Below are 22,748 nucleotides of genomic sequence, written 5' to 3'. Positions count from 1 at the left end.
GTCAGAACGCTTTCAGGAGCCGCAGGCCGAACTGCCGGGGCGGTCCCATGAAGCGCAGGCCGGAGTTCAGTGCGCCGACGTACTGCTGATCCGTGAGATTGGTGCCGTACAGCGTCGTCACGAGATCGCCATGCCGCCACGCGATCTGCGCATTGAAGATGTTCCGCGCCTCGATGCGATCGCCGCGCGCTTCGTTCTGGAACAGCGTCGCCCACTGCTCGGACACGTGACCGTAGTTCACCCGCGGCGTCAGAATGTCGCCGCCCGCGAATGTGAACTCGTATTGAGCGCCGAGATTGAAAGTGAAGTCCGGAGCGTAGGTCTGGTCGTTGCCTTCCAGATCGATGCAGGACGGGCTCGCCGGTCCGGTCGCTGGATCGCAGGCGCCGAAGCTCGGCACGCGCGGATCGACGGCGAAGAACTGACCGAGCTCGCTTTTCATCCAGCCCACGCCGGCATCCATGGAGAACTGGCCGAAAACCGCTTCGATCTGCGCTTCGAGACCGTAGATCTCCGTCGCGTTGGGGTTGTTGAGCTCGAATCCGAATACCGGAATATCCGGGTAGCCGACCGTTACCTGGAAATTTTCGTACTCGTTGTAGAAGGCATTGAGCTGCGTGCGGAGATTTCCGTCCAGCCAGCCGGCCTTCCAGCCGATCTCGTAGTTCGTCACCTTCTCTTCATCGAACGGCGCGGGAATGCCGAGGCCCACCGGCACGTTCAGGCCACCGGGACGGAAGCCTGTCGCGACGAACGCATAGAGGAAGTTGTGCTCATCGACAGTCCAGTTGAGCGCCACTTTGCCGGAGAGATTCGAGTACTCCGCGCGCTGATCCTGAGTCAGCGGCAGGCCGTACTGATTCACGAAGATATGATTCTCGGTGCTGCTGTCGGAGTAGCGTGCGCCGACCTGAAGTTCGACGCTCTGTGTCACATGGAAACCGATCTGTCCGAAGAACGCCGTGGTCTCCTTGGGATTCGTGCCTTCGAGCAGGTACTGGCCCGTGGGAATTCCGATGTAGAACTCACCCGGAGGGAACTCGTACTCATCATGCTGGTAGTACGCGCCCAGGATCCAGTTGAACCGGCCCGTGTCCGTCGAGATGAGATTGATTTCCTGCGAGTAGATCTCTTCATCCACGGCGTCGCCGAAGATGTTGTTGCCGATGCTCGTCCCGTCGAGATCGGCGCGGTATTCCGTCCGGCCCTTCTGGTAGCCTGATACCGATCGCAGCGTGGTTCCGTTGTCGAACTCGTAGTCGATCCTGAGGACGGAGCGCCCGAAGCGGTCGAGCGCGTGAATGTCGGCGTTCGCCGTGATCTCGAACGGGTCGTTCGTCGCATTCACCGGATCGGCGGGGTAGCCGCTCAGGTCGAGATAGCTGTAGTCCGCCTTCAGCAGTACTGACAACTTCTCGCTCGGCTCCCAGAGCATGCCGAGACGGAAGCTGCCGGTCTGCACGCCGTCGTCGCCCGTGTATGGACCTTCGATGTCGTACAAGCTGTCGCGCTTCAAGCCGTTGAACGCAACGCGGGCGGCGAATGTATCGCTGACCGGCAGATTCAGTGCACCCTGTGCTCCGAACTCATCGTAGTTGCCCACGTGACCCTGCACGTAGCCGTGATGACCGCCGTTGATGATCGGATCATTCGACGTCACGAATACCGCGCCGCCAGTGGCGTTTTGTCCAACGAACGTGCCCTGCGGCCCGCGAAGGATTTCAACTCGGGCAATGTCGTAGTACGGCTCAGCGGTGAAGTAACCGGGGAATGTCGCCACGCCGTCGCGATACGTGATCACGCCTGTGGTGGTCTGAGTGTTGTGCTCGGCCTTGCCGATACCGCGAATGTTGAAGTCGATGCCCTGGCCGAAGTTGTTCACGGTGGCCGCGGGCGAGATGAACTGCAACTGGTCCACGGTAGTGACGCCACTGGCCGCCAGGCTCTCGCCCGTCATGACCGTTGCGGCGATGGGCGTGCGCTGCAGACTCGTGCGACGCCGTTCTGCCGTCACCACGATTTCTTCGAGCACCGATTCTTTCGGTGCGGCGGCTGACTCTCCGCTCTGCGGCGCCGCGGCCTGGGCGTGCACTGCCATGGATGTTGCGAGTTGCGCGGCGGCGCACCCGATCGCGAAAAGTTTCGTCTTCATCGCTCCCCCTCTCATGCCGATCATTGTTGTCGACGCTATGGGGCGGAGAATGAGCCGGCCGGAGTGACCTGTCAATACTCACTCACTCGCGTGTGAGTATCTTTGAGAATATGACCGGCAATGAGGACGGCCTGCCGTCAACGGACGCCGCCCTCGCGGCGGCGTCCTGTTTCGCCATCATGTTCGTGGCCGTTGCTTTCGGCCGCTCCCGCGAATCAAAGGCAACCGCGCTCCCACGGTCCCGTGATTGCGTATGTCGTCCCTGGGTACTGCAGGTGACAGAAGAGCCAGATACCCGCGGGCGAGAACTGAACACCGGTGAATTCGCTGCGACCGATGCCCGTTTCGCCGAAGGGCTCGAGATCGAGCGGTGTCGTGTTCTCCGCGAAGGGAAAGATCTCGCCGTCGAGCGACAGTCCGCGCAGTCCATTCGTGCCGCCATCGATGTCTTCGCCATCGCCGTCCTCAGCGATCAGCAGACCGGTGCCGCGCGGGCTTGCGCAGATGTTGTCGCCCTCATCGAAGATCACAGGGTCGCTCGACTCGAAGATCAGCGTGAGCTCGCCGCGATTCATGCCGCGCGGTCGAAAGCGCCAGACCTGACCGAGCTCTGCGTTACCGCCGCTCGAGCAGACGAAGTAGACGTCACCGCGCGCATCGATCGTCACACCCTCCCCTCCCAGGAACGCAGCACCGCCTTTCGCATAGCCCTGATTGAAGACCGCGGAAGGATCGCTCTCAGCATTCACAGGATCCGGATCCTCGATCGTCACCCAGCGCACCGGCAATTCCAGACCGATAGTCTGATCCGTCAGCGTCGAATACTGCGGGCAACCTTCGATCGCGAGCATCTGCAGCACCCCGCCGTTCGACAACCGTCCCGGCCGTTTCGGGACGAAACGATAGAAGCCGTCCAGAGGCTCTCCGTTGTCCTCGGTGAGATAGACGATGCCGCTCTTCGGATCGACTGCAGCTCCTTCGTGAACGAATCGCCCCATCGCCTTCAGCGGCTCGGCTTTCACGGGCCGCTGCGCGTCCGCGGGAACTTCGAAAACATAGCCGTGCGGTTTCTCGAGGCCAGCGAGCACGCCAGCCGTCGTTTCCTCGCAAGTGAGCCAGCTTCCCCACGGAGTCGCACCACCACTGCAATTGACGATCGTGCCTCCCAGCACCGGCCAGCTCTCGCCAAAGCGGCCGCGCCATGGATCGAACTCGAGGATGGTGCAGCCGCCATTCCCGAGTCGATCGTACGCAAGCGCACCGACATTCAGTGGCGGGACGAATGAGAAATCTTCCGGATCGAGCTCATGGTTGCGGACGAGATGCAGCCGGTTGCGCACCTGGAAGACGCCCATCGAGTCGTGGGCGGGCGGCGTGGCGGTGCCGTCCCGCATTGCGCTTCCTGCAACTCCGCCCTTCACATACGTGAAGCCGCGCGGCAGTGCCATGTCCGGCTGTGAGGTGAGCAACTGACCGTAGCCGCGTCTCACCGGACGATCGTGTGGCTTGCCGGCCAATGCCAGGCCGCTGAAAGGACCGAGACCGCCCAGGACCGCTGCTGAGCCGGAAATCATGCTGCGCCGTGAAATCGTCATGACACACCCTCTTGTAGTAGTTGCGACGATCGCTGGAGGCTGTCACTGCAACGTTGCGACTGTATTTCCGACGTCGTGCAACGACTATGCGACGGATGTCTTCGGCCTGTCACAGTCGTCCTTTAGCATCCTTCGCAGGTCTCATCCCCCTCTGCCCCGCTGCGTCGGGGCTTTTTTTATGCGCCCTGCTTCCCTTTGTACGCTTGAGATGTCGGCGGACTATGCCTACGATGTCGACCCCTCCAGCGTCGACAAAAAAGAATTCAGAAACGGGGAACTGCAATGCGCACGCGCCAGGCCCGGGCCCGAACTGATCGGAAAGTTCCACTCACCATCATGCTGGAACCGTCGATGCTGGCGTTCATCGAGCAATGCGCGCAGACGCGCCGCTTCCGCTCGGTCGATGCGTTCTTCGATTCAGCGCTGAATGTGTTTCGCAGGCACGTCGAAGCGCTGGACACCTACATCCAGCACGAGCAGGCCAAAGGTCATTCCCTGGAAGAGATCGTCAGTTCCACGCAGTGTGAGATCGTGGTGACGCGGCAGCTAGACGCCGCCGAGTAGTTGCGCGCCCGCGAGGCACGCGAATCGTTACGATTGAAGCGGAGCGCCGACTTGCGGCGTATCAGTGCTGCTGCAGTCGCAGCTTCACGCGACGACTCGCGATGACGCCGACGTACTGGGTGATCTTCGCGTTCGCGCTGATGGCGTCGAACTCTTCGTCGTAGATGAGCTTGACCACTTCGACCGGCGTGTCGGTTTCTTTCGCGATTGCTTCAGCCAGTCTCGAATCGGTCTTCAAAGAGACCTGGGTATTGCTCGCCATCGCCGACCTCCCGTACGCACTCATCCGGTCATTTGCGGCGGAGTGTAGCGCTATCACCCGCTCGCGGCAGCGCTTGTTTGACTATCGAAGGCCTTCCGGACGGCTACGCTGGATTCTTGATCGCACGGATGATATCCATTCGCTAGGTCACTGATCCTGCTCGCTTTGCAAGTATTCCAGGGTGCACCCCCCGCGCTTGGACCGCGGACGACGGCGCGGCTGTGAGCGTGTATGGTGGACGTCCGAATCAATCAGCGAGCGAACCATGGTCGCGAAGAAGAAAAAGAAGGATGAGAACGGCCGCGGTGCGCCGGCGCGAGGCAAGTTGGCTGAACTCGGCAAGGCGGTGGCCGCCGCCGAATCCGCATGGAAAGCACGCCGCAACGACGTCCGCGATGCCAAGGCCGCGGCGAAGACAGCAAAGAAGACGCTGAAGAAGCTGCGCAAAGAACTGAAGAAGCTCAAATCGGCAGCGAAGGCCGCCGCTCTTGCGCGGAAGGCGAAGCCGGCAGCGCCGGCTCGCAAGCCGCGCGTAGCAACACCGAAGCGGCCCGCGCCAAAGCGCCGACGCGCCGCACCGAAGAACGCTGATCCGGTAACCGTGCTCGTGGCAAACGAAACGGACCTGTCGCAAATCAGCTCATCACCTGACCCGACAGAATCGACCTGAACGCCCGTCGATTCCGAAGGAGGCTGCGCCCGCACGGCGCAGCCTCCTCACCTACCCTCTCTTCACTTCAAACGGCGCGTCGGCGCAGTGCACCCATTCCGAGTAACGCGGAACCGAGCAGCCACACCGCGGCCGGCAGCGGCACCGGTGCAACTGCGACGTCCATGTTGTACGCGTAGCTGGACTCGAAGCCGAACCCTTCACCGCCGACGGCAATCGTGTAGATCCCCGCGAAAGGCAGCGTGATGTTCAGCAGGCTCGTTCCCGCCGCACCGAACGACGGCGTGCCGGCGACGAACACGTTGTCGCCGAAGTCACCATCATTGGCGAAGCCCGGAATGAGAAGCTCCAGCGGCTCCACCACACCCTGGTAGACGCTGACGCCGAACTCGAGCTGCGACGACGACACGATGATCGACAACAGGTCGCCCGCATTGCCCGTGAGCGTCCAGAAGTTCACTTCGGTGCCGTCCACCGGGTTTGCCTGAACCCATGCACCAGCGCTCGTCACCGTGCCGGAGAATGAGCCGCCGCCCGTGACGTCGCCGCTCAGGTGCTGCGAGAACGCCGGGAAGGGTGCCGCAACGATGAGAAGCGCCGCTGCAAGACGCATGATCGTTTTCATAGTTGTGTCTCCTCGCTGGTTAGAGCGCGCCGTTGTCCCACGGACCAGTGATTGCGAACGTGATGCCGGGGGTCTGGATGTTCACGAACATCCAGCGCTCGTGGAAGCACGCACCCGCCCACTCGATGCCGGTGTAGTTGCCAGCGGGGAAGTTCGCAATGATGCTGCCGTTGGCGTTCAGAGCCGCATCTGCCTGCGCAACGTTGGCTGCCGACAGCTGCATGCGGTTCTCGGCGAAGATGAACGTGCCGCCGCTCTGCGTGAGTCCGCGCAGACGCTGGATGCTGTTGCCGCCGTCTTCGCACAGGACGATGCCCCCTCGCGGGCTGACTGCGATGTTGTCGGGGTTGTTGCACTCCTGGCTCGTCGTGCCAGCACCGAGCGAGTTGAAAACCATCGTCAGCACTTCGCGGCGCGGATCGTAGACGAACACCTGGCCCTGACGGGCGACACCGCCGCTGGTGCAGGTGAAGTAGATACGACCGCTGTCGTAGTACGCACCTTCCGGCCGGGCGAAGCTCGCGCGTCCCGGTGCCGAGTTGTAGGCACGGCCGTTGATCGCTTCCGGATCGGTGACAGTCACCCATTCCACATCCCAGGTCGAACCCGCGGCGAAATCCTGATACACGCCGTTCAGGCCGCTGAAGTTGAAGTCGTTGGTGCCGACCACGCGCAACGCCTGGAGCTGGCCGCCAGCCGCGAGGTTGCCGTACTGGTTCGGGACGAAGCGATAGAAACCACCGGGCGTCGCATCTTCGGTCTCGTAGACGATGCCTGTAGCAGGATCGACGGCGCAGGCTTCGTGTGAGAAGCGCCCCATGGCAGTGAGAGGCTGAGCCGAAGCAACGCCGTAGCCCGGCACTTCGAAGACCCAGCCGTGACGCACGCCGGCCGGCGAGGTGTAACCGGTTTCTTCGCAAGTAAGCCAGGTGCCCCACGGGGTGCGGCCGCCGGCGCAGTTCGTGACGGTGCCGCTGAGCGAGCCGTACGAGCTCTGCCACCGACCGGTCACAGCGTCGAACAGCACGTTCGTCGTACCGCCGCGGCCGTTGGCGTTGTCATAGCCAGCCGCTGCGATGAACGGGTTGATGCCCGAGCCGCTGCCCAGCTCGTGATTGCGCACCATGACGATCTGGTTGCCCTTGGAAGCCACGACATCCATGCCGTCGTGCGCGCCCGGCGTCACGCGACCGTCCGCCATCGGCTGTCCACGCCAGCCGAAGCTGCGATACGTGAAGCCAGCCGGCAGCGCAATGAGCGGCAAGCCTGTCGTGAGGTCATTGACCGGCGCGACGGGACCATAGTCATCCGAGTACGGAAGTTCGACGGCGCCCGCACGACGCGCAAGCAGCGCTCCGAAAGAAATCGACGCAGCGCCTGCAACGCTGCCCTTGATGAAGGAGCGGCGATCGACGATGGGCTTGGGAGACTCGGCGCCCTCTGCGGGGGCATTACGATCAATGATGCTCATTGCTGGCCTCTGGCTGGCTGAACTTGAAACAAATGCAGCGCAGCGACCTGCCGCGACTTACGCACTTGCAGCGTGAGCAGCGCCAATTGCATGTAAATGTAGCGACATCGACGCTTGGATGACGAAAACGTAAGGCAGCCGCAGCTGCGTGCTCGCATGCGCCTGCGTTTGTTGGTCGATGCGACTACAAGCGAATGACACGGCGCACTGCCGGAAATTCTCGCGCAGCGCGAGCCGAGGCAAGGCCTAGTCGGCGTACAACTCGAAGGCGTGCGTCACAGGATTCTCGCGTACCTCACCGCGGATGACGGCGGACGCAAAGTGCATGACCGACGGAAGCTCCGTCTCGTCGAACGGTTGGAGCAGCCGACCGAGTGCGCAATCGGCATGATGACGAGCGCGCTTCTCGTCGCTCGTCGCGAGAATGACCGGGACCGACAACTCGGACTGCAACTGGCGAGCGAGCCGCGCGCCCGCGCCTTCGGTTTCGAGATCGATGTCGATCAGCGCCAGCGCGGGGCGACGGCTGCGCGCGAGTACGATGGCTTCTCCAGAGGAACTGGTCGGTCCAACGACGGTGTGACCGTCCAGTTCCAGCTCCACAGCGGCGCGAAAAGCATCCAGGCGGCTCGACTGTGCGATCAGGATGATCATCTCGTTCACGCGCGCTGCTGACGAACTGCTCGCCGCGTCGCGACTGCGATGCCGAGCAGCACACAGAACAGCGCGCCGAACGCACCGCCACCGCCATCTCCGCCGCCGCCACCGCCCGAGCCCGGTTGCGTCACGCTGACGCTCGCCGATGCCGTCGCGCTGCCGCCAGCGCCTGTGCAGGTAATGGTGAACGTTGCTGCAGCAGTCAGTGCATCCGACGTCTGAGTGCCGTTCGTCGCTTTCGCACCGCTCCAGCCGCCGGAAGCAGTACAGGCAGTTGCGTTGGTGGCAGTCCATTGCAGCGAAGTCGTCTGACCCGACGTCACGGACGTCGGAGTCGCCGTAAGCGTGACCGTCGGAGTCGGCGCTGCATCGGCAACGCGCAAGCCGTAGAGCCCAAAGCCCGCGCCAAGCGCTGGCTGGCCGAGGAAATACAGAGCGTAGGTGCCCGCTGTGAGTTGCTGGCGTGGAATCACACCGTCACCCAACACCTGGCCGATGACCGTCGAGCCTTGAGTCACCGCAAGCGCGGCGCTTTGCAGCTCGCTCGGGAACTCCAGATCCGTAAGCGCGATGTCATATACACCAGTCGTCGCGACCGTGAGCGGGAGCGATTGGAACAATCCACCCACGCCCTGGGTCCCCTGCACGACTGCCTGCCCCGTGGGGGGCAGCAAGCGGACAGAGAACAATCCATTGCCACTCGCAGCCGGAGCACGTGTGGCGACCAGCACCTGACCGTCTCCCGCAGCGAGCGTGACGTTCGCAACTCCCGCCGCATTCTGTTCGTGAATCACGGTGGCGTTCTGAATGACCGCTGCCTTCAACAACGGCAGCGGCGCCGGGAATCGCAAGTCTTCCAGATTCAGCGAATGCACACCCGCGGCGACGGAAGCTGCATCAAAACGATAGATCGATGGCTTCGCCGGATCATCGCTGTTGTCCACCGTGCGCAGGCTGGAAGCGATCACTGTGCTTCCCTGCTTCACCGCCACAGCGAAGGCGCCGACCTCGTCGATCGCGGACGCAACGCCAATGGAGAAGAGCTGAGCAGTTCCAGCAGCCGCAGTGACCGTCTTGGGCAAATCATCCGTCACACGCCCGATGGCCGCCCCGGACTGAACGATCACCGCACCGAAACTTGCCAGGGCAGATGGAAAGCGCAGATCCGTTGCGCTCAACGTGTACTGGCCAACGGCCGGGAACGTCAGAGCCGAAGGAGCTCGCGTCCGGCCGACAGGCTGCACGGACTGGAAGATTGCCTGTGCCTGCGGGCCAGTGACACGGACGTTGTAGAGCCCCGCAAGATCGCCGCCGGTGGCCTTGGCCAGGATGATGAGTTCGTAGTCGCCTGAGACTGGCGCATCGAAGCCGCCGGCGTCGACGACGATCGGTTCCACGCCGGTCGGCACTTCGCGCAATACGAGCGCCTGCAGCGTCGTCTGGGTGGGAGCAAACGAAAGATCTGTCAGCGCAACGCTGTATCGGCCAGCGACCGGCAAGGACAACGCCTGGCGCAGCACCGCTTGATCCGCCGCGGGCTGCGATTCCACGGCGATGACATCGGCGGCGTCCAGGAGCGCAGCGCCTCCGTCAGTGGGCGCTACGACGACGCCGAACGCGCCGCCCGCCTCGCCCGTCGCTGGCGTACCAACGACGTGCACCTGGTACTCCCCGGCCTCTGCCGTGAAGCTCACGCTCGCAGGCTGCGGCGTCCCTCCAGTGACGGCCTGCACTTCAACAGCCGCGACCCTGACGAGATTCCGCGTCACAGCGGCTTCCAGCCGCGAGAGATTCTCAGGCGTCTGCAGATCGCGCAGCGTGATCGTGTAGCGACCCGCCTGTGTCACCGTAAAGCTCAGCGGCGCGGGTAGACTCGCCTGTGCCTCCTCGGTCGTTGCAACGAGCGATGTGGTTTCGAGCAGCACCGCAGCGGGTGCCTCGATCGCCAGAATGCACAGTGCTGCCGCCATCATCGAACGAATGATTCTCATACCGATGCCCAATGCCCGCGCGGGCATTGCTCCTGATAGTTCCTGGACGAATGCTTGCAGGCGGCAGCAACTGGCGCGCTGCCGCCTCGATTGGTCAGCCCGCGCGCTTCAGCTCCTCCAGAGCAAGCCGGGCTTCTTCCGAGCCCACGAACTTGCCGCCGGAGTTCAACGCGACTTCGAGATTCTCACGCGCCGCGTCACGATTGCCGGTGCGCAGCTGTGCCATGCCGAGGTGATAGCGCATCACCGGCGACTCCGGCGACTGCGCGACCGCCTGCTGCAGCAGGTTCAGCGATTCCTGGTACTCGCCGCGCTTGAACTTGACCCATCCGCGCGTGTTGAGCACTGCCGGCGCTGTCACGTGACTGAGCTTGCCAGTGAGCTGCTGTGCCCTATCCAGGCTCGGCTGGTCGCTGCGATAGCTCACCAGCAGCATCGCAAGGTTATTGGCCACCGCAACCGAGGCAGGATCCTGCGCCAGCATCTTGTCGTAAGTGCGGATCGCGTCATCCGGCCGGCCGAGACGCTCATACAGAGCCGCGAGCTCCGTGCCCAGCGACGCAGCACCATTCGTCTTCTGCATTCCCAACTCGAGCGCGCTGATCGCCGCATCGGTGTTCTTGCCGGCCAGATGCGCCAGCGCCAGGCCGCGGTACAGCATCCACCACTGCGGCGCACGATCGATCGCTGCCTGGAACGTGGCAGTGGCGGCTGCAATCTGCCCTTGGGCGGTGAGCACTTCGCCTTTGAGGTTTCTGGCGACGACGTTGTCGGGATTCGCTGCAATCGCCTGATCCAGTCGTGCCAGCGCCTGCGGCAGCCGCTTGCGCTGCACTTCGATGCGTACGATCCCCGCGAGCGGTTCGCCGGCATCGGGCTGAACTTTCAGTGCGGCTTCGTACAGGGCAATCGCAGCATCGAACTTCTTCTCGGACTCGTTGACGGCCCCTTCCAGGTACGCGCCGAGCGGCAGCTCGGGACGCAGGCGCTGGATCGACTGCGCCGTGGTCCGGGCCGCCGAGATGTCCTTCATCGATGCCTGCACACGGAACAGCGCCTCCAGCACGCCGACTTCGCCGGCGCCTTCGGTTGAGAGCTGCTCGAGAATCGGTCGGGCCTGCTCTGCCTTGCCTGTCTGCGCAAGCAACTGGGCCAGTTCGAGGCGTACCTGGCGATCCGTGGGATTCGCTTGTGCCGCGGAGCGCAGCGTTTCCTCTGCCAGCGCTATTTCGTCGTTCTGAAGATGTGCTCGCGCGAGCGCACGCGCCACCGATACCGAGTTCGGCTGATCGCGCAGCACGGCCCGCAGATCGGTGATTGCAGCCGCCGCATCGCCTCGCGTAAGGGCCATGTTTCCGCGAAGAACGAGTGCGTCATTGTCGCGTGCGTTCTCCTTCAGGACTTCATCGACCAGCTTGTTGGCGCCAGCCACATCATTCTTCTTCAGCAACAGGCCTGCGAGCCGCGTACGGGCCACGAGGCCTTCCGGCTGTGTCTTCTCCGTTTTGATGATCGCCTGGTAGACCGCTGCACTCTCGTCGGCTCGCCCACGGCTTTCGAGGAACATGCCCAGTGCCATCTGCAGCTTCGCATTGTCCGGTTCTGCTTTCGCGATAGCTGCCAGCTCTGCGATACCGGCGTCGAGCCCGCGCTGACCGACGATCAGATCCGCAAGCGCCACTTTGGCGTCGATGTTCTCGGGGACCACCTTGATGGCTTCGCGCAGAGTCTCCTCCGCGCCCGCCGGGTTCTTAGTCAGCAAGTAGAACCGCCCGAGCCGATAACGGTGGTTCAGTTCCTTCGGCTGCAGGCGAATGACTTCGCGCAGCTCCGTTTCTGCCTTGGCCGGATGATCCTGGTTGAGCTCCAGCTCGGCGAGCACTACGCGCAGGTCGACGCTCTCAGGCGCCCGCTCGATGCCGGCGCGAACAACTTCGATTGCGCGATCGCTGCGGGCGCTCTGGCGGTAGAGCGAGGCAAGCAACGCTACGGCGTATTCATCGTCCGGTGCTCGCTGGACGGCCAGCTCGGCGTCCTCGAACGCAGCTTCGGTGTTGCCCATCTGCGACCGCGCAGCGCCGCGCACCGTCAGCAGTGCTGCATTCTGCGGATCATCCACGAGCCCGGGCTCTGCAATCTCCAATGCCTTATCGGCGAGGCCGCCCATCAGGAACAGCCGGCCGAGGGCCGCACGCGCCCGCATGTGCTTCGGATCCAGCTCGATCGCTGCCTGGTACTGGCCGACAGCATCGCGGGGATTGTTCAGCTTCTCGGCCACCCGACCCACGTGGTACCGCACATCCGCATCCTTCGGATCGATCTGCAGCGCGTTGCGAAACTCGACGCCGGCCTTCTCGTAGTTCTGCTCGGTGAAAAAGCTTTCGCCCTTCTCGACGTAGCGCGCCTTGCGCTCCTGCGCGCCGCCGCAGCCGGTGAGCGCGACCGCGGCGACGGCCGACACGAGAACCATTGCGATAGCCGGGAACCTGGATTTCATTTCCTCACCGCATGTATCTGTTGGAATCGGTGCTGTTGGAGTCGGTGCTGTTGGAATCGATGCCGCGGAGACCACCGGTCCGGCGACGGGCATGATCGTAGGGTGGGCGTTTGACGACTGCGTGACAGATGCGCGTCAGATGAGACCGCGCAGCGTGCAGACAGCGAGAAATGCGAGCGCAACGATGCTCGGCAGCCGCCATTCCCTCGGCGCCGCCGCGAGCAATGTTTCGATTCCGTACATGAGCAGCAACAATTTGGCGATGTCGGCGCCGAATCCCGCGCCGCTGGCGATCGATCCCGGCAGGTTCGGGATCGTGATCGCGATGAAAATGACCAGCAGATCCAACGGGGTTACACGGAAACGCCGGTCGCTCGCGAGCCGGAACCGGATCACGATGGCCAGCGCCAGCGATCCGAACAGCAGCCAGTCCATCGATTCGACCCGGTCCAGCCACGTCGATGTATCACGATCGAAATACACGGCGATGACAACTGCGATATAGAGGGCAAGCTTGTCGATGAGACTGGCCTCGGGCGCACGCCACCGCAGGGCGAGTGATGCGCCGATGACGATCGCGAGCAGGATCGACATGATCCGTACGTCCGGACTTGGCGCCGGAACCACTACGCTCACGTTCAGCAGGTACAGCGAGATCGCGAGTGCGATGACGGTGAGGACCCAGCGCTGCAGGTGTTGCGGCTGACGCAACCATCGCAATGCGCGGCCGAGCGGCGAGACGGGCGACGTGCGGTCACCGAGCGCGGCGCGCAGCCGCCAGCGCGTCGAGGATGCCCATTGCAGCAATCCAATAGTGGTCAGCGAGCAGGCCGCGAACGTGATGACGATCGTGACGTCCGATTCATACCGCAGGCACCAGGCGATGAGAAAGAACGCACTCTGCAGCGCGTAGATCGTCATCACGGCCTCGTGATGATCGAAGCCCAGGGCGAGCAGCCGGTGATGGATGTGATTGCGGTCCGCGTGAAATGGCGACCGCCCTTCCAGGATGCGCTGAGTCATGACCATCAGCGTGTCGATGATCGGTACGCCCAGAATCAGAAGCGGCAGCGCCGCGCTCAACGGCGCCGTCGCATCTTGCGTCAGCACCACGGCAAGGACGCCCGCCGAGAAGCCGAGGATCTGACTGCCGCCATCGCCCATGAATACCCGTGCCGGATGGGTGTTGTAGCGCAGGAAGCCCAGGATGGCACCGATGATCGCGATCGCCACCCCGCCCACGAACGGATTCCCCGACGTGAGCGCGAGCAACGCAAGCGCCGACAGCGACAGCAACGTCGTACCGCCTGCAAGCCCGTCGAGGCCGTCGGCGAGATTGATCGCGTTTGTCACTCCCAGAAGGAACACGAAGGTGAGCGGCTGCGCCACCCACGACGGCAATGTGTAGCGCTCGTCGAACGTCAGCGTCGCGATGCTGACGTCGCCTCCCACCATCACGACCAGAACCGCGATGGCCTGGCCGACGAGCTTCGGAGTCGCGCTCAACGTCACGCGATCGTCCCAGACGCCGAAGAGCAGCAGCACAGTGATGCCGGCAAGGAAGGCAGGCATCGGCTGTGCGAACTCGCCCGAGAGCAGCAATGTGAGCAGCGTCGCAGCGCACATCGCGATGCCGCCGACGCGAGGCACGGGCGTGCTGTGAACTTTGCGCTCGCCCGGCGCATCGAGCACGTTGAAGCGCACTGCCAACTGCATCAGCGGCGGGATGAGCGCCATCGTGACGCTCATGGCGAGCACGAATCCCAGGATCAGGTCCACCCGGAAGCCTCAGTTCGGAATGTATCGAGGGAGCTGCTCCGCGACGTTCGCCGTGAAAGCAGCGAGACGCTGTTCGGCTGCGGCGACCTGCTCGCCCGGCCGCACCGGCGTGATGACCCTCACGAGCGCGCCGTCGGTCCGATGGCGCAGCAGCGAATCGAGGAACAGGTACCACTTCACCATGTACTCGTTCGTGATGATCCGACCGCGCTGCTGGAACCAGTAGTAGACGAGCTGCTTCTGGTCACCGAGCTCGATCTGCGCGCGATTGACCCGCAGTTCCCGTCCATTGACCCAGGCGTTGGCAATGCCGGCTTGATCGAGTCGCGTGATCCGCCAGCCGCCGCCCGGCAGGCACGAACGCGGCGAATGCGCGGACTGTCCCGCCTGCTGCGAGTCGTACCAGGCGACATACAGGTTCGTCACATCGCGACCATCGCGCACAAAGTCAGCCATGACGTAGTCGTCGAGCTTGAGGGTATCGAGATAGATCTGTTCCATGGGCGTGCGGCGTCCGTTCCATTCATCGATCTGCATCGGGAAGGCGGCAAACGACTGCCGCGCCTGCAAGGCTTCAACCCGTTCCGGCAACGCAGTGACAGCCGCCGCGAATGCCACGACCAGCAACATCGCTCCGACGAAGGGCTTGGGCAGCGGCAGCTCGACGCGTTGCGCGTCGCGCTCAGTCGATGCCGGCAGCTCCAGTCCGAATACTTCGCGCCATGGGCGACGATCGCTGCCGATCCGGGAAAGAAGGATCATTGCCACCAGCATCACGGCGGCGCTCACCATGAACACCACCCAGCCCTGGAAGTCGTGCAGGAATCCCTCCGCCATCGACGTTCCCCAGTGCTCCACCATCACGCCGATGATGCCTATGCGAATGCTGTTCATCAGGATCGTGACGGGAATGGCGAGCAGGAACAGCGTGATGCGCTTCCACAGCGCGACCTTGAAGAAATAGGCCATCAGGAAGCCCAGAGTCATCAACGGAAACAGATAGCGCAAACCGTCGCACGCCTCCGCCACCTGCAGTTTGTAGACGCCCAGATCGATGACGTTTCCTTCGACGAAGACGCTGATGCCGAACAGCCGCACGACCCAGACCCCGATCTGCGAAGACAGCAGCTGCAGCTCCGACGACATGTTGTGCAGCAGGAACGCCGGCAGCGGCACCATGAAGATCAGCATCAGCAACGGTGCCTGCAATGCTTTCGCGAGACTCCACCCGCCGAAGGCGACGACCAGGCCGTAGATAAGCAGAAGCAGCGCGTACTGCTGCAGTACGTAAAGAGTCGCGACTGCACCGAGAAACGACAGCAGCAACCCGGAAGAAACGAGAGCGACACCCCACCACGAGCCGCTGTACTGGTTGCGTTCCAGCACGTCGCGCTGCTGCCAGACGAGAAACGCAGCGATGATCGGGATCAGCACGCCGTGGCTGTACTCCTCGCGCGTCTGCCATGTCGTCCACATGTCGACCACGGCGTCGTAGGACGCAAAGCAGACACCGGCTGCAGCCAGAACGAAGGCGATCCACGCGACGGGCGGGAGCCGATAGACCGGGGCAAGTTGGGGTGCGTGCACACTCATTCGTTGTTTTCCGTGAAGGGTGCGCTACAACAATGCGCCGGCGCGCAGACTACTTCCCGTAGAAGTCACAGATGTTACGAGCGGGATTGTCGCGCCGTAACATATTCACACCCCACGGGACGACGTAGGCCCATGGCCGGCGCTCCAGTTCCTGCGCATTCGGCAATCGACTCACTTCCGACAGAGCCAGTGGCTTCGAAGGAGCCACCTCCCGCAGGGTTCGCCACGCGACGTCGAACGCGGGAATACCCTCCTTGGTAGGTGGATAAATATCGACACCCACGACGTCCACGACTTCGTCGCCGGGATAGTAGTCGTCGACGTGCGCCCAGTACTTCGGGTGATAGCTGACCGACCAGACCCACAGCAGGTTGTCGAGCCCGAGCGTCGCGCCAAAGTACTCGTGCAACTGCCGCCACAGCTCCTTGTGGTTCTGTGCATCCCCGCTCGCCCACCAGAATCCCGGAATATTGCCCTCGTGATAGGGACGGAGCATTACGGTCACACCGGCCGCCTTCAGCCTCTTGAGCTCGACGGCAAGCCTGTTCATCTGCTTCTGCCAGCGCCGATGAAGTGAGGTACCTTGCGTCAGCAGGTCTCGCCACTGTTCCTTTGTAAGCGGGGCCTGGACGCCGCCGGTGAAGGTGCAGGGCTCGTCGATCACGGGATTGCACTGGTGCCAGCTCAGCGTGATCAGCGTGCCGCCGCGCGCCAGCATGATTGCCTTGCCGATGGTCGCGTGTCGGTAGTCGACGTGATCGTTCGGATGCCGCGAGTAGCCAAAGTCGCCGCTCCACAACTGCGGGCGCTGGCCGCACGCGCGTTCGACGTATGCGAATCCCGTTGCCTGTTCTCCGCCGAGCGTGTCATGCATGCCGCGCAGGGTTGTGGAGGATTGCAACCGCTGGAGAACCTCAGCCGGCGAACCGTTGACATTCACCTGCGCCAGCGACGGCGATGACAGCGAGATGATCGCGGCGCTGAGGACCGATCGAAGCGCGGAACTACACATAGCGGAAGAATCTCGCGCTGGTGATCAGTCGCTTTACCCGAAACAGTTTCGGCTCCCGCACCAGCCGGTAGACACCTTCGAGGCCCAGCGTTTGCATCCATTTCGGCGCTCGACGCAGTTGCCCGCTCACCATGTCCAGCGTCCCGCCGATCCCCGCCGCCAGCCGAACGCCCATCGCGGCGAGTGCCTGGCGCTGGTCGTCGATCCAGAAATCCTGCTTGAGGGCACCGAACGCGACCATCAGATGGTGAGGAGCAAACGCCTCGATCCGCCGCAGGAGGTCGCGATTCACTTCCGGCGAGAAGGGATAGGCCATCTGTGCCGGCGAATGGCCTTCCACCTGCAGCCCCGGATACAGCTCACGCAGCTTGCGGGCCGCCGCCCGATTGCTCTGCTCCGATCCGCCCAGCAAGTAGATTCGCTCCGCATTCGCGGCCGCATGCGAACAAAGGTCATAGATCAGCTCCGACCCGGGGATCTTCTCGAACTTCGTACGCGGATGTCGCCAACGCGCGCACAGATAAGGCACCTGTCCGTCGAATGTCGCGATCGCATCGTCGATGATCTGCCGCAGTCGCGGATTCTCGTGCGCTCTCACGATGTACTCGGCATTCACGGTCACGACCTGCGTCAGGCCGGCGCGCGTCTCGAACACGTCCTCCAGCGTCAGTCCGCGAAACTTCAATCCTGCGAACTCAATCATGAAGAGCGGCCTCCGCGCGTCGCAGCGACGGTTCCCATCCATACTCGCGCCGGGCGAGATCGCGGCCCGCGTCGCGCATGACCGACCAGCGCAACGAGTCGTCGAGAAGCTCGAGAATTCCGCCTGACATCGCAGACGCGTCGTCCGAGATCAGCAAGTCCCGCCCCGATACCGCTGCCAATCCCTCGACTCCAACATCTGTGGTCACCACCGGCAGCCCGCGATACAACGCGTTGATCACCTTCACCTTGATGCCGCTGCCGAAACGCAGCGGCGCAATGAACACCCGCGACGTGGCATAGAGCGACTCCAGGTCCTCGACGAAGCCGAGCAACTGCACGCCGCGCGTCCGCGCCGCCTCCGCCGTCAGTTCCTCACCGGGGTTGCGCCCCGCGACTACGAGTTGCAGATCGCCGCGCCGCTCCAGCAACGTCGGCCAGACCTCGCGCAGGAACCAGAGCAATCCGTCCCGATTCGCTTCCCAATCAAGAGAGCCGACGTACAGCAAACGAGGCTGCGTATCCTCGAACTCGACGTCTGGCCGCGCCAGCAGTGCTTCGTCGCCAAGATGCAGCGTCTCGACGAAGCGCTCGCGCGGCACACCGATCGCCGCCAGTGCTTCCACGTCATTCGGCGCCGCCAGGACACGGCTGGCGCGCAGACCAATCGCACGTTCGTAGGCGCGGATCCGGCGGGACTCGGACTGTGCGGCCATGCGATACGGCACACTCGCATGGACCTGTGCATAGCGCTCCCACATGACGTACTCGGCGTTGTGCTGATGGAGCACGATGCGGCCGCCATAGGAGGCCGGCACGTACTGGAACATCAGGAAGTGATCGACGAACACGACGTCGAACGACGCGATGATCTTCGCGATGTGATCGCGCATCTGTGCGCAGCGATTCCGGAAGACGCTGAGCGGCACACCCGCCACGAAGCTGCGCAGCAGATTGATCGCCGACCGCGCCGAGTCGACCGGCGTGCTGTGGAAACCAGCGAGGGGCACGCGCGAGCGAAAATCATCGACGTGGTCCGCGTCCCGTCCCTTCAGCAGGCTGCAGACATGCACTTCGTGCCGATCCGCGAAGTGCTCGATGAGCTTGCGGCTCTTGATCACTCCACCGCTCACGACCGGATGCGGCAACTGGGGCGTGAGAAACAGCACTCTCATCGTCGTCCCCGCAGCTCGATCAGCGGCACGAACGCGAGGATGAGCGCGTACATATACAGCGTCTTCGGCATGAAGAACGTATTGCCGCCCTTGTAGTTCATGATGACCAGTGCGATCACGACAATCGCGACCATCCGGCTGACGGGCAGCGACGCGCGAAGCATCAACAGGACATAGGCGATGTACGCGATGGCACCGTAGATGCCGTAGCGGTAGAGTTCCTGCCCGTAGAAGCTGTCGGTGTAGACGCCGGGATCGGAGACTTCGGTCAGCAAATACGCGTGACGCGGCGCAAGCAGGGAGAATTCACCGCCGAAAGCTTGTCGAAACATCTGCTCGTGCCAGCTCTGCATGACCGACAATGACGAGGATTGATCCGCCCTATCAGGCGAGAAAACGATCAGCCCCTCCTTCGCCCAGCTCGCGTTGACCAGGCCGCTGCTCATCAGCCAACCGAGCGCGATCACTGCCAGCACGCCTGCCACGGCACCGGCGGGCATGAGACGCTTGAGCACGACGCCTGTGCCCCGCGGTGCGGCGAACAGAGCAATCGCCGCGAGCATCATCGGGGTCATGATCAGACTGGTCCGGGCAACGAAAAGCTGCGCGCCGTAGATCATCACGAGCAGGATCAGCAGGCAGGCGCGGTGCGCCATTCCGAGCTGCGTCCGCAGGAAGAAGTGAAACACGAACGCCGACAGCAGCGTGAAGTACACGGCGGCTGTGAAGAAGTCCTTGAAGACCGAGGTGTACCGGAACCCGGCGAAGTCCAGCGCGCCGAGAAAGAAGAACTGGGGCTTGTAGAGACTCACCACCAGCGAACGCATCGAGAAGAGATCGAATGCCTGCAGATAGACGACGAGCGCGGGTACGCTGAGCACGAGGATGGTGCGAAACACGATCGTCTCCGCCGCGGCGGATTCGATGCTGCGCAACCGGCCGCCCAGCAGCCAGACGCAGCAGAGCGCCTGAAGAATGTTGCGGAACATGAACACGTCGTAGTTGTTCACCGACTGCTCCGCCAGGAATGCGGTCAGCGCCGCGGCGCCGGCAAAAAGCGCCGCATACGCGATGTGCGCGTTGCGGATGCGCCGTCTGTAGCGTTCTGCATCGGTCCACGCGGCTTCGGGAAATCGCACCAGCAGGCGATAGCCGGCCATCAGATAGAGACAGGCCTCGGGCAGGTAGACGAAGTGCCCGCTGATATCGAGCACCGGGCAGAGGACGAGAAACGCCACCCACAGCGGAATGGACAACGTGCCGCTCATCCCTGCACCGCCATCCGCGCAAAGCGCACCAGATGTCGCCACTGGCGAAGTCTCACCAGCTTCCACAGATGCTTGCGGTAGTACATGACGTAGCCGGTCCTGGCACGCGGCGACGTACCGATCGAAGCTCCTTCCTGTTTGTGATACAGCGTCAGCGCTTCGCGTGCGACACGCACCTCGTAGCCACGATCGACGACGCGCGTCCACATGTCCCAGTCCTGACAGCTCGGCATCTGTTCGTCGAAGAGACCGGCATCCAGCAATGCGTTCTTGCGCAACATCACCGACGGCGATGGGATGAAGCATTCGGAGACGAGCTGCCGCAGGCACGCCCCTTCGATCGAAGAACGGTAGAACGGCGTGCGTTCGCCGCGTTCGACCACGTCGGTCCACGTATAGACGAGACCGACCCGCTCGGGCTCCTGCCCAAAGATCCGCAACTGCCGCTCGAGCTTCTGCGGCAGCCATTCATCGTCATCGTCGACCAGCGCGACGAGCTCATACCTGGCTTCGCGGATACCTCGATTGCGGCTGAACGGCGCCCCGCGATTGCCAGGATTGCGCAGGAAACTGAACTGCGCAAAGCGGCCGGAGTACTCCTTCCGCAGGTTCTCGTACTCATCCGTCTGCGGCGAGCAGTCGTCGACCACGATCACCTCGTAGGCCGGATGTGTCTGCAGCAGGATGCTGTCGAGCAGGCGGCGCAGCAGCGCTGGTCGCGCGAATGTCGGAATGACGATGCTGACGCTCACTTAAGGGAACTCCAGCACGATCCTGCCCACTCGATTGGACTCCACCGCTCGCAGCGGTCCACTCGCACAGTACTCGGTGCCGGCGGCGACGAGCGGGTACTCGGAATGCGCGACGCGTACGTCGTCTGACAACAGATACCGATCGCGCAGCTTGAACGGAGAGAACAACTGGTTGTCGATTTCGACGCGACCGTCGTGGATGCTGAAGCGGCGGATGAGCACGCCCAGCGGCGCGATCACGATCAGCCGATTGCCGAGAAAGCAGCTCCACGAGCGCCAGCGAAGCGATCGCCCGCCGCGCGAGATCGGCAGAGGAATGCCGCCAGTCGTGTAGATCCCGCCGCCGAACTGCTCGCCGCCGTAGCAACTCGTACGAACCCTGTCGCCGCGGTACACGTACGGCACCGGCAAATCGTTCGTCCAGTAGCCACCCGTCCGTCCCAGCACGGCGATCGTCGTACCGCTGACGATCTTGAGAAAGTCGCGATCCCGGTAGGACTTCGGCTCACTCTCGACCGCACGCCCCGCCGGGGCTTCATTCAGTACAGCCGCGGCCTTCGCGAGGAACACGCCGGCGAACGGCAAATAGTCGAAGTAATTGTTGTACGCGTACCAGCCGGGATACCGTTGATCGCGATGTGGCGCGTCCGGGTGCGGCAAAGGTTCATCGCCCGCTCTCATGACGAGCGGCAGAGAACCGTCGGCACGAACGAACGAACACACATAGGCGATCACCCTCTGCAGGTCACCGAGGATCGTGGCGTCGCCCGTCTTCGAGTAGGCCGCTGCGAGGATGTACGCCAGTGACGCATAGCCGAACGATTGCTGCTGTCCGCGCCCCACATAGAGCGCGTCGCCATTCGGCAGAATGAAATTGCGGATGAACGAGACGGCCGCCAGGAACGCCTGCAGGAAGCGCTCGCGTCCGGTTTCCCGATGCAGCTCGAACAACATCGCCGCCGAGAAGCAGTGATACTGGAATGAGCGCACGCCGCGATCGTCCAGGATCAGGCCCGACTCACACTGCATTCGCTCGATTTTTTCTTCAGCCTCCTCGGATCCACGCACGCCATCCTCGTCCGCGCGCACACGGACGTTGGCTCGCAGGAGTGTCCAGTTGGTGGCCGGCGTGTTACGAAACTCGAGAGGGGCACGCAGACGCCCCGCTTCGAGCATGCCGTAGTGGTTGAACTCCCAGTGATACTGCCAGTGGGTGCGGTCTTTCGCGTCGAAGGCGCGTAGCAGCTTTGCTTCCGTATCACTGGTCAACAATCCCGTCCGCTGCAGCAGTGCGAGCGAGAAAGCCTCGCCATAGAACGAACGCATCCCGAAGTCGTCGCGATCCTGCAGGTAACCGCTGATGAACCCCGCGATTCCATGCGCGAGCGACGACAGTCGTTCCGCCAGTTGGGTGCTGCTCATCGACGACATCGCGCAGGCACTCCGAGCAAGAGTGAATGATCGCCGAACTGACCTTTGACCACCGCGCCTGCACCAACGACCGAACAGCGTCCGATCGTAGCGCCGCCAAGCAGCTTGGCTCCGTGGCCAATCCACGCGCCGTCACCGACGACAATCGGACCGCTACGCTCATAGGGCTGATGCATCACTGCTCGATCGGCTCGCGCGTGTCCGTGATCACCGCTGGCCAGCAAACTGAACGGCGCGATCAGCACATCGTTGCCGAGCGTGATCCTCGAGAAAGCCAGCACGTGCGTGTGAGCATTGATGCGCGAACCATCCCCGATCTGGATGCCCTCGCCTTCCGAGTGACATTGCAGGTACACGCCTTCATCGATCTGGCAGTTGTTGCCGATGAAGATCTTCTCGGGACAGGAGATACGCACGCTCCGGGGAATGACGAGACGATGACCATGCGCGCCCCAGCGCACATTGCGCCCATACGCCCCGAACTTGCGCCGGTAGTGGCCGGCGAAGAACAGCCAGAAGGCGAGCCGGTCGAGCAGCAGCAGCAGCCGCATC

19 protein-coding genes are annotated in these 22,748 nt (G+C 63.0%); 2 read left to right on the top strand and 17 right to left on the bottom strand.

The window, feature by feature from the left end:
- Position 1: 1 nt before the first annotated feature.
- Together HNQ60_RS00600 and HNQ60_RS00595 are read right to left on the bottom strand one after the other, a co-directional pair.
- The gene (locus HNQ60_RS00600) at positions 2-2,152 is read right to left on the bottom strand and encodes a TonB-dependent receptor (RefSeq protein ID WP_184329087.1); all 2,151 of its coding nucleotides are present in this window, start codon (positions 2,150-2,152) and stop codon (positions 2-4) included.
- A gap of 215 nt (positions 2,153-2,367) precedes the next feature.
- Entirely contained in the window at positions 2,368-3,747 is a 1,380-nt protein-coding gene (locus tag HNQ60_RS00595) for an alkaline phosphatase PhoX (RefSeq protein WP_221303947.1), read from the bottom strand.
- Between the two features lie 351 nt (positions 3,748-4,098).
- On the opposite strand from HNQ60_RS00595, the gene HNQ60_RS00590 reads away from it, so the two are divergent.
- On the top strand, positions 4,099-4,311 hold the full coding sequence (locus tag HNQ60_RS00590) for a hypothetical protein (protein ID WP_184329086.1): 213 nt from the start codon (positions 4,099-4,101) through the stop codon (positions 4,309-4,311).
- Positions 4,312-4,372: 61 nt separating this feature from the next.
- Here HNQ60_RS00590 and HNQ60_RS00585 read toward each other — a convergent pair whose 3' ends face one another.
- Positions 4,373-4,573: a DUF3562 domain-containing protein gene (locus HNQ60_RS00585; protein ID WP_184329085.1), complete on the bottom strand. Its 201-nt coding sequence runs from the start codon at positions 4,571-4,573 to the stop codon at positions 4,373-4,375.
- A gap of 265 nt (positions 4,574-4,838) precedes the next feature.
- Here HNQ60_RS00585 and HNQ60_RS00580 point away from each other — a divergent pair, with 265 nt between their 5' ends.
- Complete coding sequence (locus tag HNQ60_RS00580) at positions 4,839-5,243, top strand: hypothetical protein (RefSeq protein ID WP_184329084.1); 405 nt, start codon at positions 4,839-4,841, stop codon at positions 5,241-5,243.
- Between the two features lie 67 nt (positions 5,244-5,310).
- Here the strand turns inward: HNQ60_RS00580 and HNQ60_RS00575 are convergent, their stop codons facing one another.
- The 14 genes from HNQ60_RS00575 to HNQ60_RS00510 form a co-directional block, all read right to left on the bottom strand.
- The gene (locus HNQ60_RS00575; protein ID WP_184329083.1) at positions 5,311-5,868 is read right to left on the bottom strand and encodes a VPLPA-CTERM sorting domain-containing protein; all 558 of its coding nucleotides are present in this window, start codon (positions 5,866-5,868) and stop codon (positions 5,311-5,313) included.
- Between the two features lie 19 nt (positions 5,869-5,887).
- Positions 5,888-7,339, bottom strand: a complete 1,452-nt coding sequence (locus tag HNQ60_RS00570; RefSeq protein ID WP_184329082.1) for a PhoX family protein — start codon at positions 7,337-7,339, stop codon at positions 5,888-5,890.
- Between the two features lie 246 nt (positions 7,340-7,585).
- Positions 7,586-8,002 (bottom strand): hypothetical protein, encoded by a 417-nt coding sequence (locus HNQ60_RS00565; protein ID WP_184329081.1) that lies wholly within the window; start codon positions 8,000-8,002, stop codon positions 7,586-7,588.
- Complete coding sequence (locus tag HNQ60_RS00560) at positions 7,999-9,987, bottom strand: hypothetical protein (protein ID WP_184329080.1); 1,989 nt, start codon at positions 9,985-9,987, stop codon at positions 7,999-8,001. The genes HNQ60_RS00565 and HNQ60_RS00560 overlap by 4 nt, the downstream gene beginning before the upstream one ends.
- 94 nt (positions 9,988-10,081) lie before the next feature.
- Complete coding sequence (locus tag HNQ60_RS00555) at positions 10,082-12,484, bottom strand: tetratricopeptide repeat protein (protein WP_184329079.1); 2,403 nt, start codon at positions 12,482-12,484, stop codon at positions 10,082-10,084.
- 135 nt (positions 12,485-12,619) lie between these two features.
- Positions 12,620-14,263, bottom strand: a complete 1,644-nt coding sequence (locus HNQ60_RS00550) for an MraY family glycosyltransferase (protein ID WP_184329078.1) — start codon at positions 14,261-14,263, stop codon at positions 12,620-12,622.
- Between the two features lie 9 nt (positions 14,264-14,272).
- Positions 14,273-15,856 carry a VPLPA-CTERM-specific exosortase XrtD gene (xrtD, locus tag HNQ60_RS00545; RefSeq protein WP_184329077.1) on the bottom strand — a complete coding sequence of 528 codons (1,584 nt, stop codon included), beginning with the start codon at positions 15,854-15,856 and terminating at the stop codon, positions 14,273-14,275.
- A 49-nt stretch (positions 15,857-15,905) separates the two neighbouring features.
- Positions 15,906-16,868 (bottom strand): glycosyl hydrolase, encoded by a 963-nt coding sequence (locus HNQ60_RS00540; RefSeq protein WP_184329076.1) that lies wholly within the window; start codon positions 16,866-16,868, stop codon positions 15,906-15,908.
- Positions 16,861-17,571, bottom strand: a complete 711-nt coding sequence (locus HNQ60_RS00535) for a WecB/TagA/CpsF family glycosyltransferase (RefSeq protein WP_184329075.1) — start codon at positions 17,569-17,571, stop codon at positions 16,861-16,863. Before HNQ60_RS00535 ends, HNQ60_RS00540 begins: the two co-directional genes overlap by 8 nt.
- Positions 17,564-18,745 (bottom strand): glycosyltransferase, encoded by a 1,182-nt coding sequence (locus HNQ60_RS00530; protein WP_184329074.1) that lies wholly within the window; start codon positions 18,743-18,745, stop codon positions 17,564-17,566. The genes HNQ60_RS00535 and HNQ60_RS00530 overlap by 8 nt, the downstream gene beginning before the upstream one ends.
- The gene (locus HNQ60_RS00525) at positions 18,742-20,013 is read right to left on the bottom strand and encodes a hypothetical protein (protein ID WP_184329073.1); all 1,272 of its coding nucleotides are present in this window, start codon (positions 20,011-20,013) and stop codon (positions 18,742-18,744) included. Before HNQ60_RS00525 ends, HNQ60_RS00530 begins: the two co-directional genes overlap by 4 nt.
- Positions 20,010-20,765: a glycosyltransferase family 2 protein gene (locus HNQ60_RS00520; protein ID WP_184329072.1), complete on the bottom strand. Its 756-nt coding sequence runs from the start codon at positions 20,763-20,765 to the stop codon at positions 20,010-20,012. Before HNQ60_RS00520 ends, HNQ60_RS00525 begins: the two co-directional genes overlap by 4 nt.
- Complete coding sequence (locus HNQ60_RS00515; protein WP_184329071.1) at positions 20,766-22,187, bottom strand: glycoside hydrolase family protein; 1,422 nt, start codon at positions 22,185-22,187, stop codon at positions 20,766-20,768.
- A complete protein-coding gene (locus tag HNQ60_RS00510) occupies positions 22,184-22,747 on the bottom strand; it encodes an acyltransferase (RefSeq protein ID WP_184329070.1) in 564 nt (187 codons plus the stop codon). Before HNQ60_RS00510 ends, HNQ60_RS00515 begins: the two co-directional genes overlap by 4 nt.
- Position 22,748 lies beyond the last annotated feature (1 nt).

The sequence above is a fragment of the Povalibacter uvarum genome (assembly GCF_014202975.1).
GTDB lineage: Bacteria > Pseudomonadota > Gammaproteobacteria > Steroidobacterales > Steroidobacteraceae > Steroidobacter > Steroidobacter uvarum.
Note: the sequence above shows the minus strand (reverse complement) of the source record. Positions and strands in the feature narration are given on the sequence as shown.

What these genes read in the sequence shown, in the direction of transcription:
- HNQ60_RS00600 (WP_184329087.1), bottom strand. Translation starts at nt 2,152, where the DNA reads ATGAAGACGAAACTTTTCGCGATCGGGTGCGCCGCCGCGCAACTCGCA.
- HNQ60_RS00595 (WP_221303947.1), bottom strand. Translation starts at nt 3,747, where the DNA reads ATGACGATTTCACGGCGCAGCATGATTTCCGGCTCAGCAGCGGTCCTG.
- HNQ60_RS00590 (WP_184329086.1), top strand. Translation starts at nt 4,099, where the DNA reads ATGCTGGCGTTCATCGAGCAATGCGCGCAGACGCGCCGCTTCCGCTCG.
- HNQ60_RS00585 (WP_184329085.1), bottom strand. Translation starts at nt 4,573, where the DNA reads ATGGCGAGCAATACCCAGGTCTCTTTGAAGACCGATTCGAGACTGGCT.
- HNQ60_RS00580 (WP_184329084.1), top strand. Translation starts at nt 4,839, where the DNA reads ATGGTCGCGAAGAAGAAAAAGAAGGATGAGAACGGCCGCGGTGCGCCG.
- HNQ60_RS00575 (WP_184329083.1), bottom strand. Translation starts at nt 5,868, where the DNA reads ATGAAAACGATCATGCGTCTTGCAGCGGCGCTTCTCATCGTTGCGGCA.
- HNQ60_RS00570 (WP_184329082.1), bottom strand. Translation starts at nt 7,339, where the DNA reads ATGAGCATCATTGATCGTAATGCCCCCGCAGAGGGCGCCGAGTCTCCC.
- HNQ60_RS00560 (WP_184329080.1), bottom strand. Translation starts at nt 9,987, where the DNA reads ATGAGAATCATTCGTTCGATGATGGCGGCAGCACTGTGCATTCTGGCG.
- HNQ60_RS00555 (WP_184329079.1), bottom strand. Translation starts at nt 12,484, where the DNA reads ATGAAATCCAGGTTCCCGGCTATCGCAATGGTTCTCGTGTCGGCCGTC.
- xrtD (WP_184329077.1), bottom strand. Translation starts at nt 15,856, where the DNA reads ATGAGTGTGCACGCACCCCAACTTGCCCCGGTCTATCGGCTCCCGCCC.
- HNQ60_RS00540 (WP_184329076.1), bottom strand. Translation starts at nt 16,868, where the DNA reads ATGTGTAGTTCCGCGCTTCGATCGGTCCTCAGCGCCGCGATCATCTCG.
- HNQ60_RS00535 (WP_184329075.1), bottom strand. Translation starts at nt 17,571, where the DNA reads ATGATTGAGTTCGCAGGATTGAAGTTTCGCGGACTGACGCTGGAGGAC.
- HNQ60_RS00530 (WP_184329074.1), bottom strand. Translation starts at nt 18,745, where the DNA reads ATGAGAGTGCTGTTTCTCACGCCCCAGTTGCCGCATCCGGTCGTGAGC.
- HNQ60_RS00525 (WP_184329073.1), bottom strand. Translation starts at nt 20,013, where the DNA reads ATGAGCGGCACGTTGTCCATTCCGCTGTGGGTGGCGTTTCTCGTCCTC.
- HNQ60_RS00515 (WP_184329071.1), bottom strand. Translation starts at nt 22,187, where the DNA reads ATGAGCAGCACCCAACTGGCGGAACGACTGTCGTCGCTCGCGCATGGA.
- HNQ60_RS00510 (WP_184329070.1), bottom strand. Translation starts at nt 22,747, where the DNA reads ATGCGGCTGCTGCTGCTGCTCGACCGGCTCGCCTTCTGGCTGTTCTTC.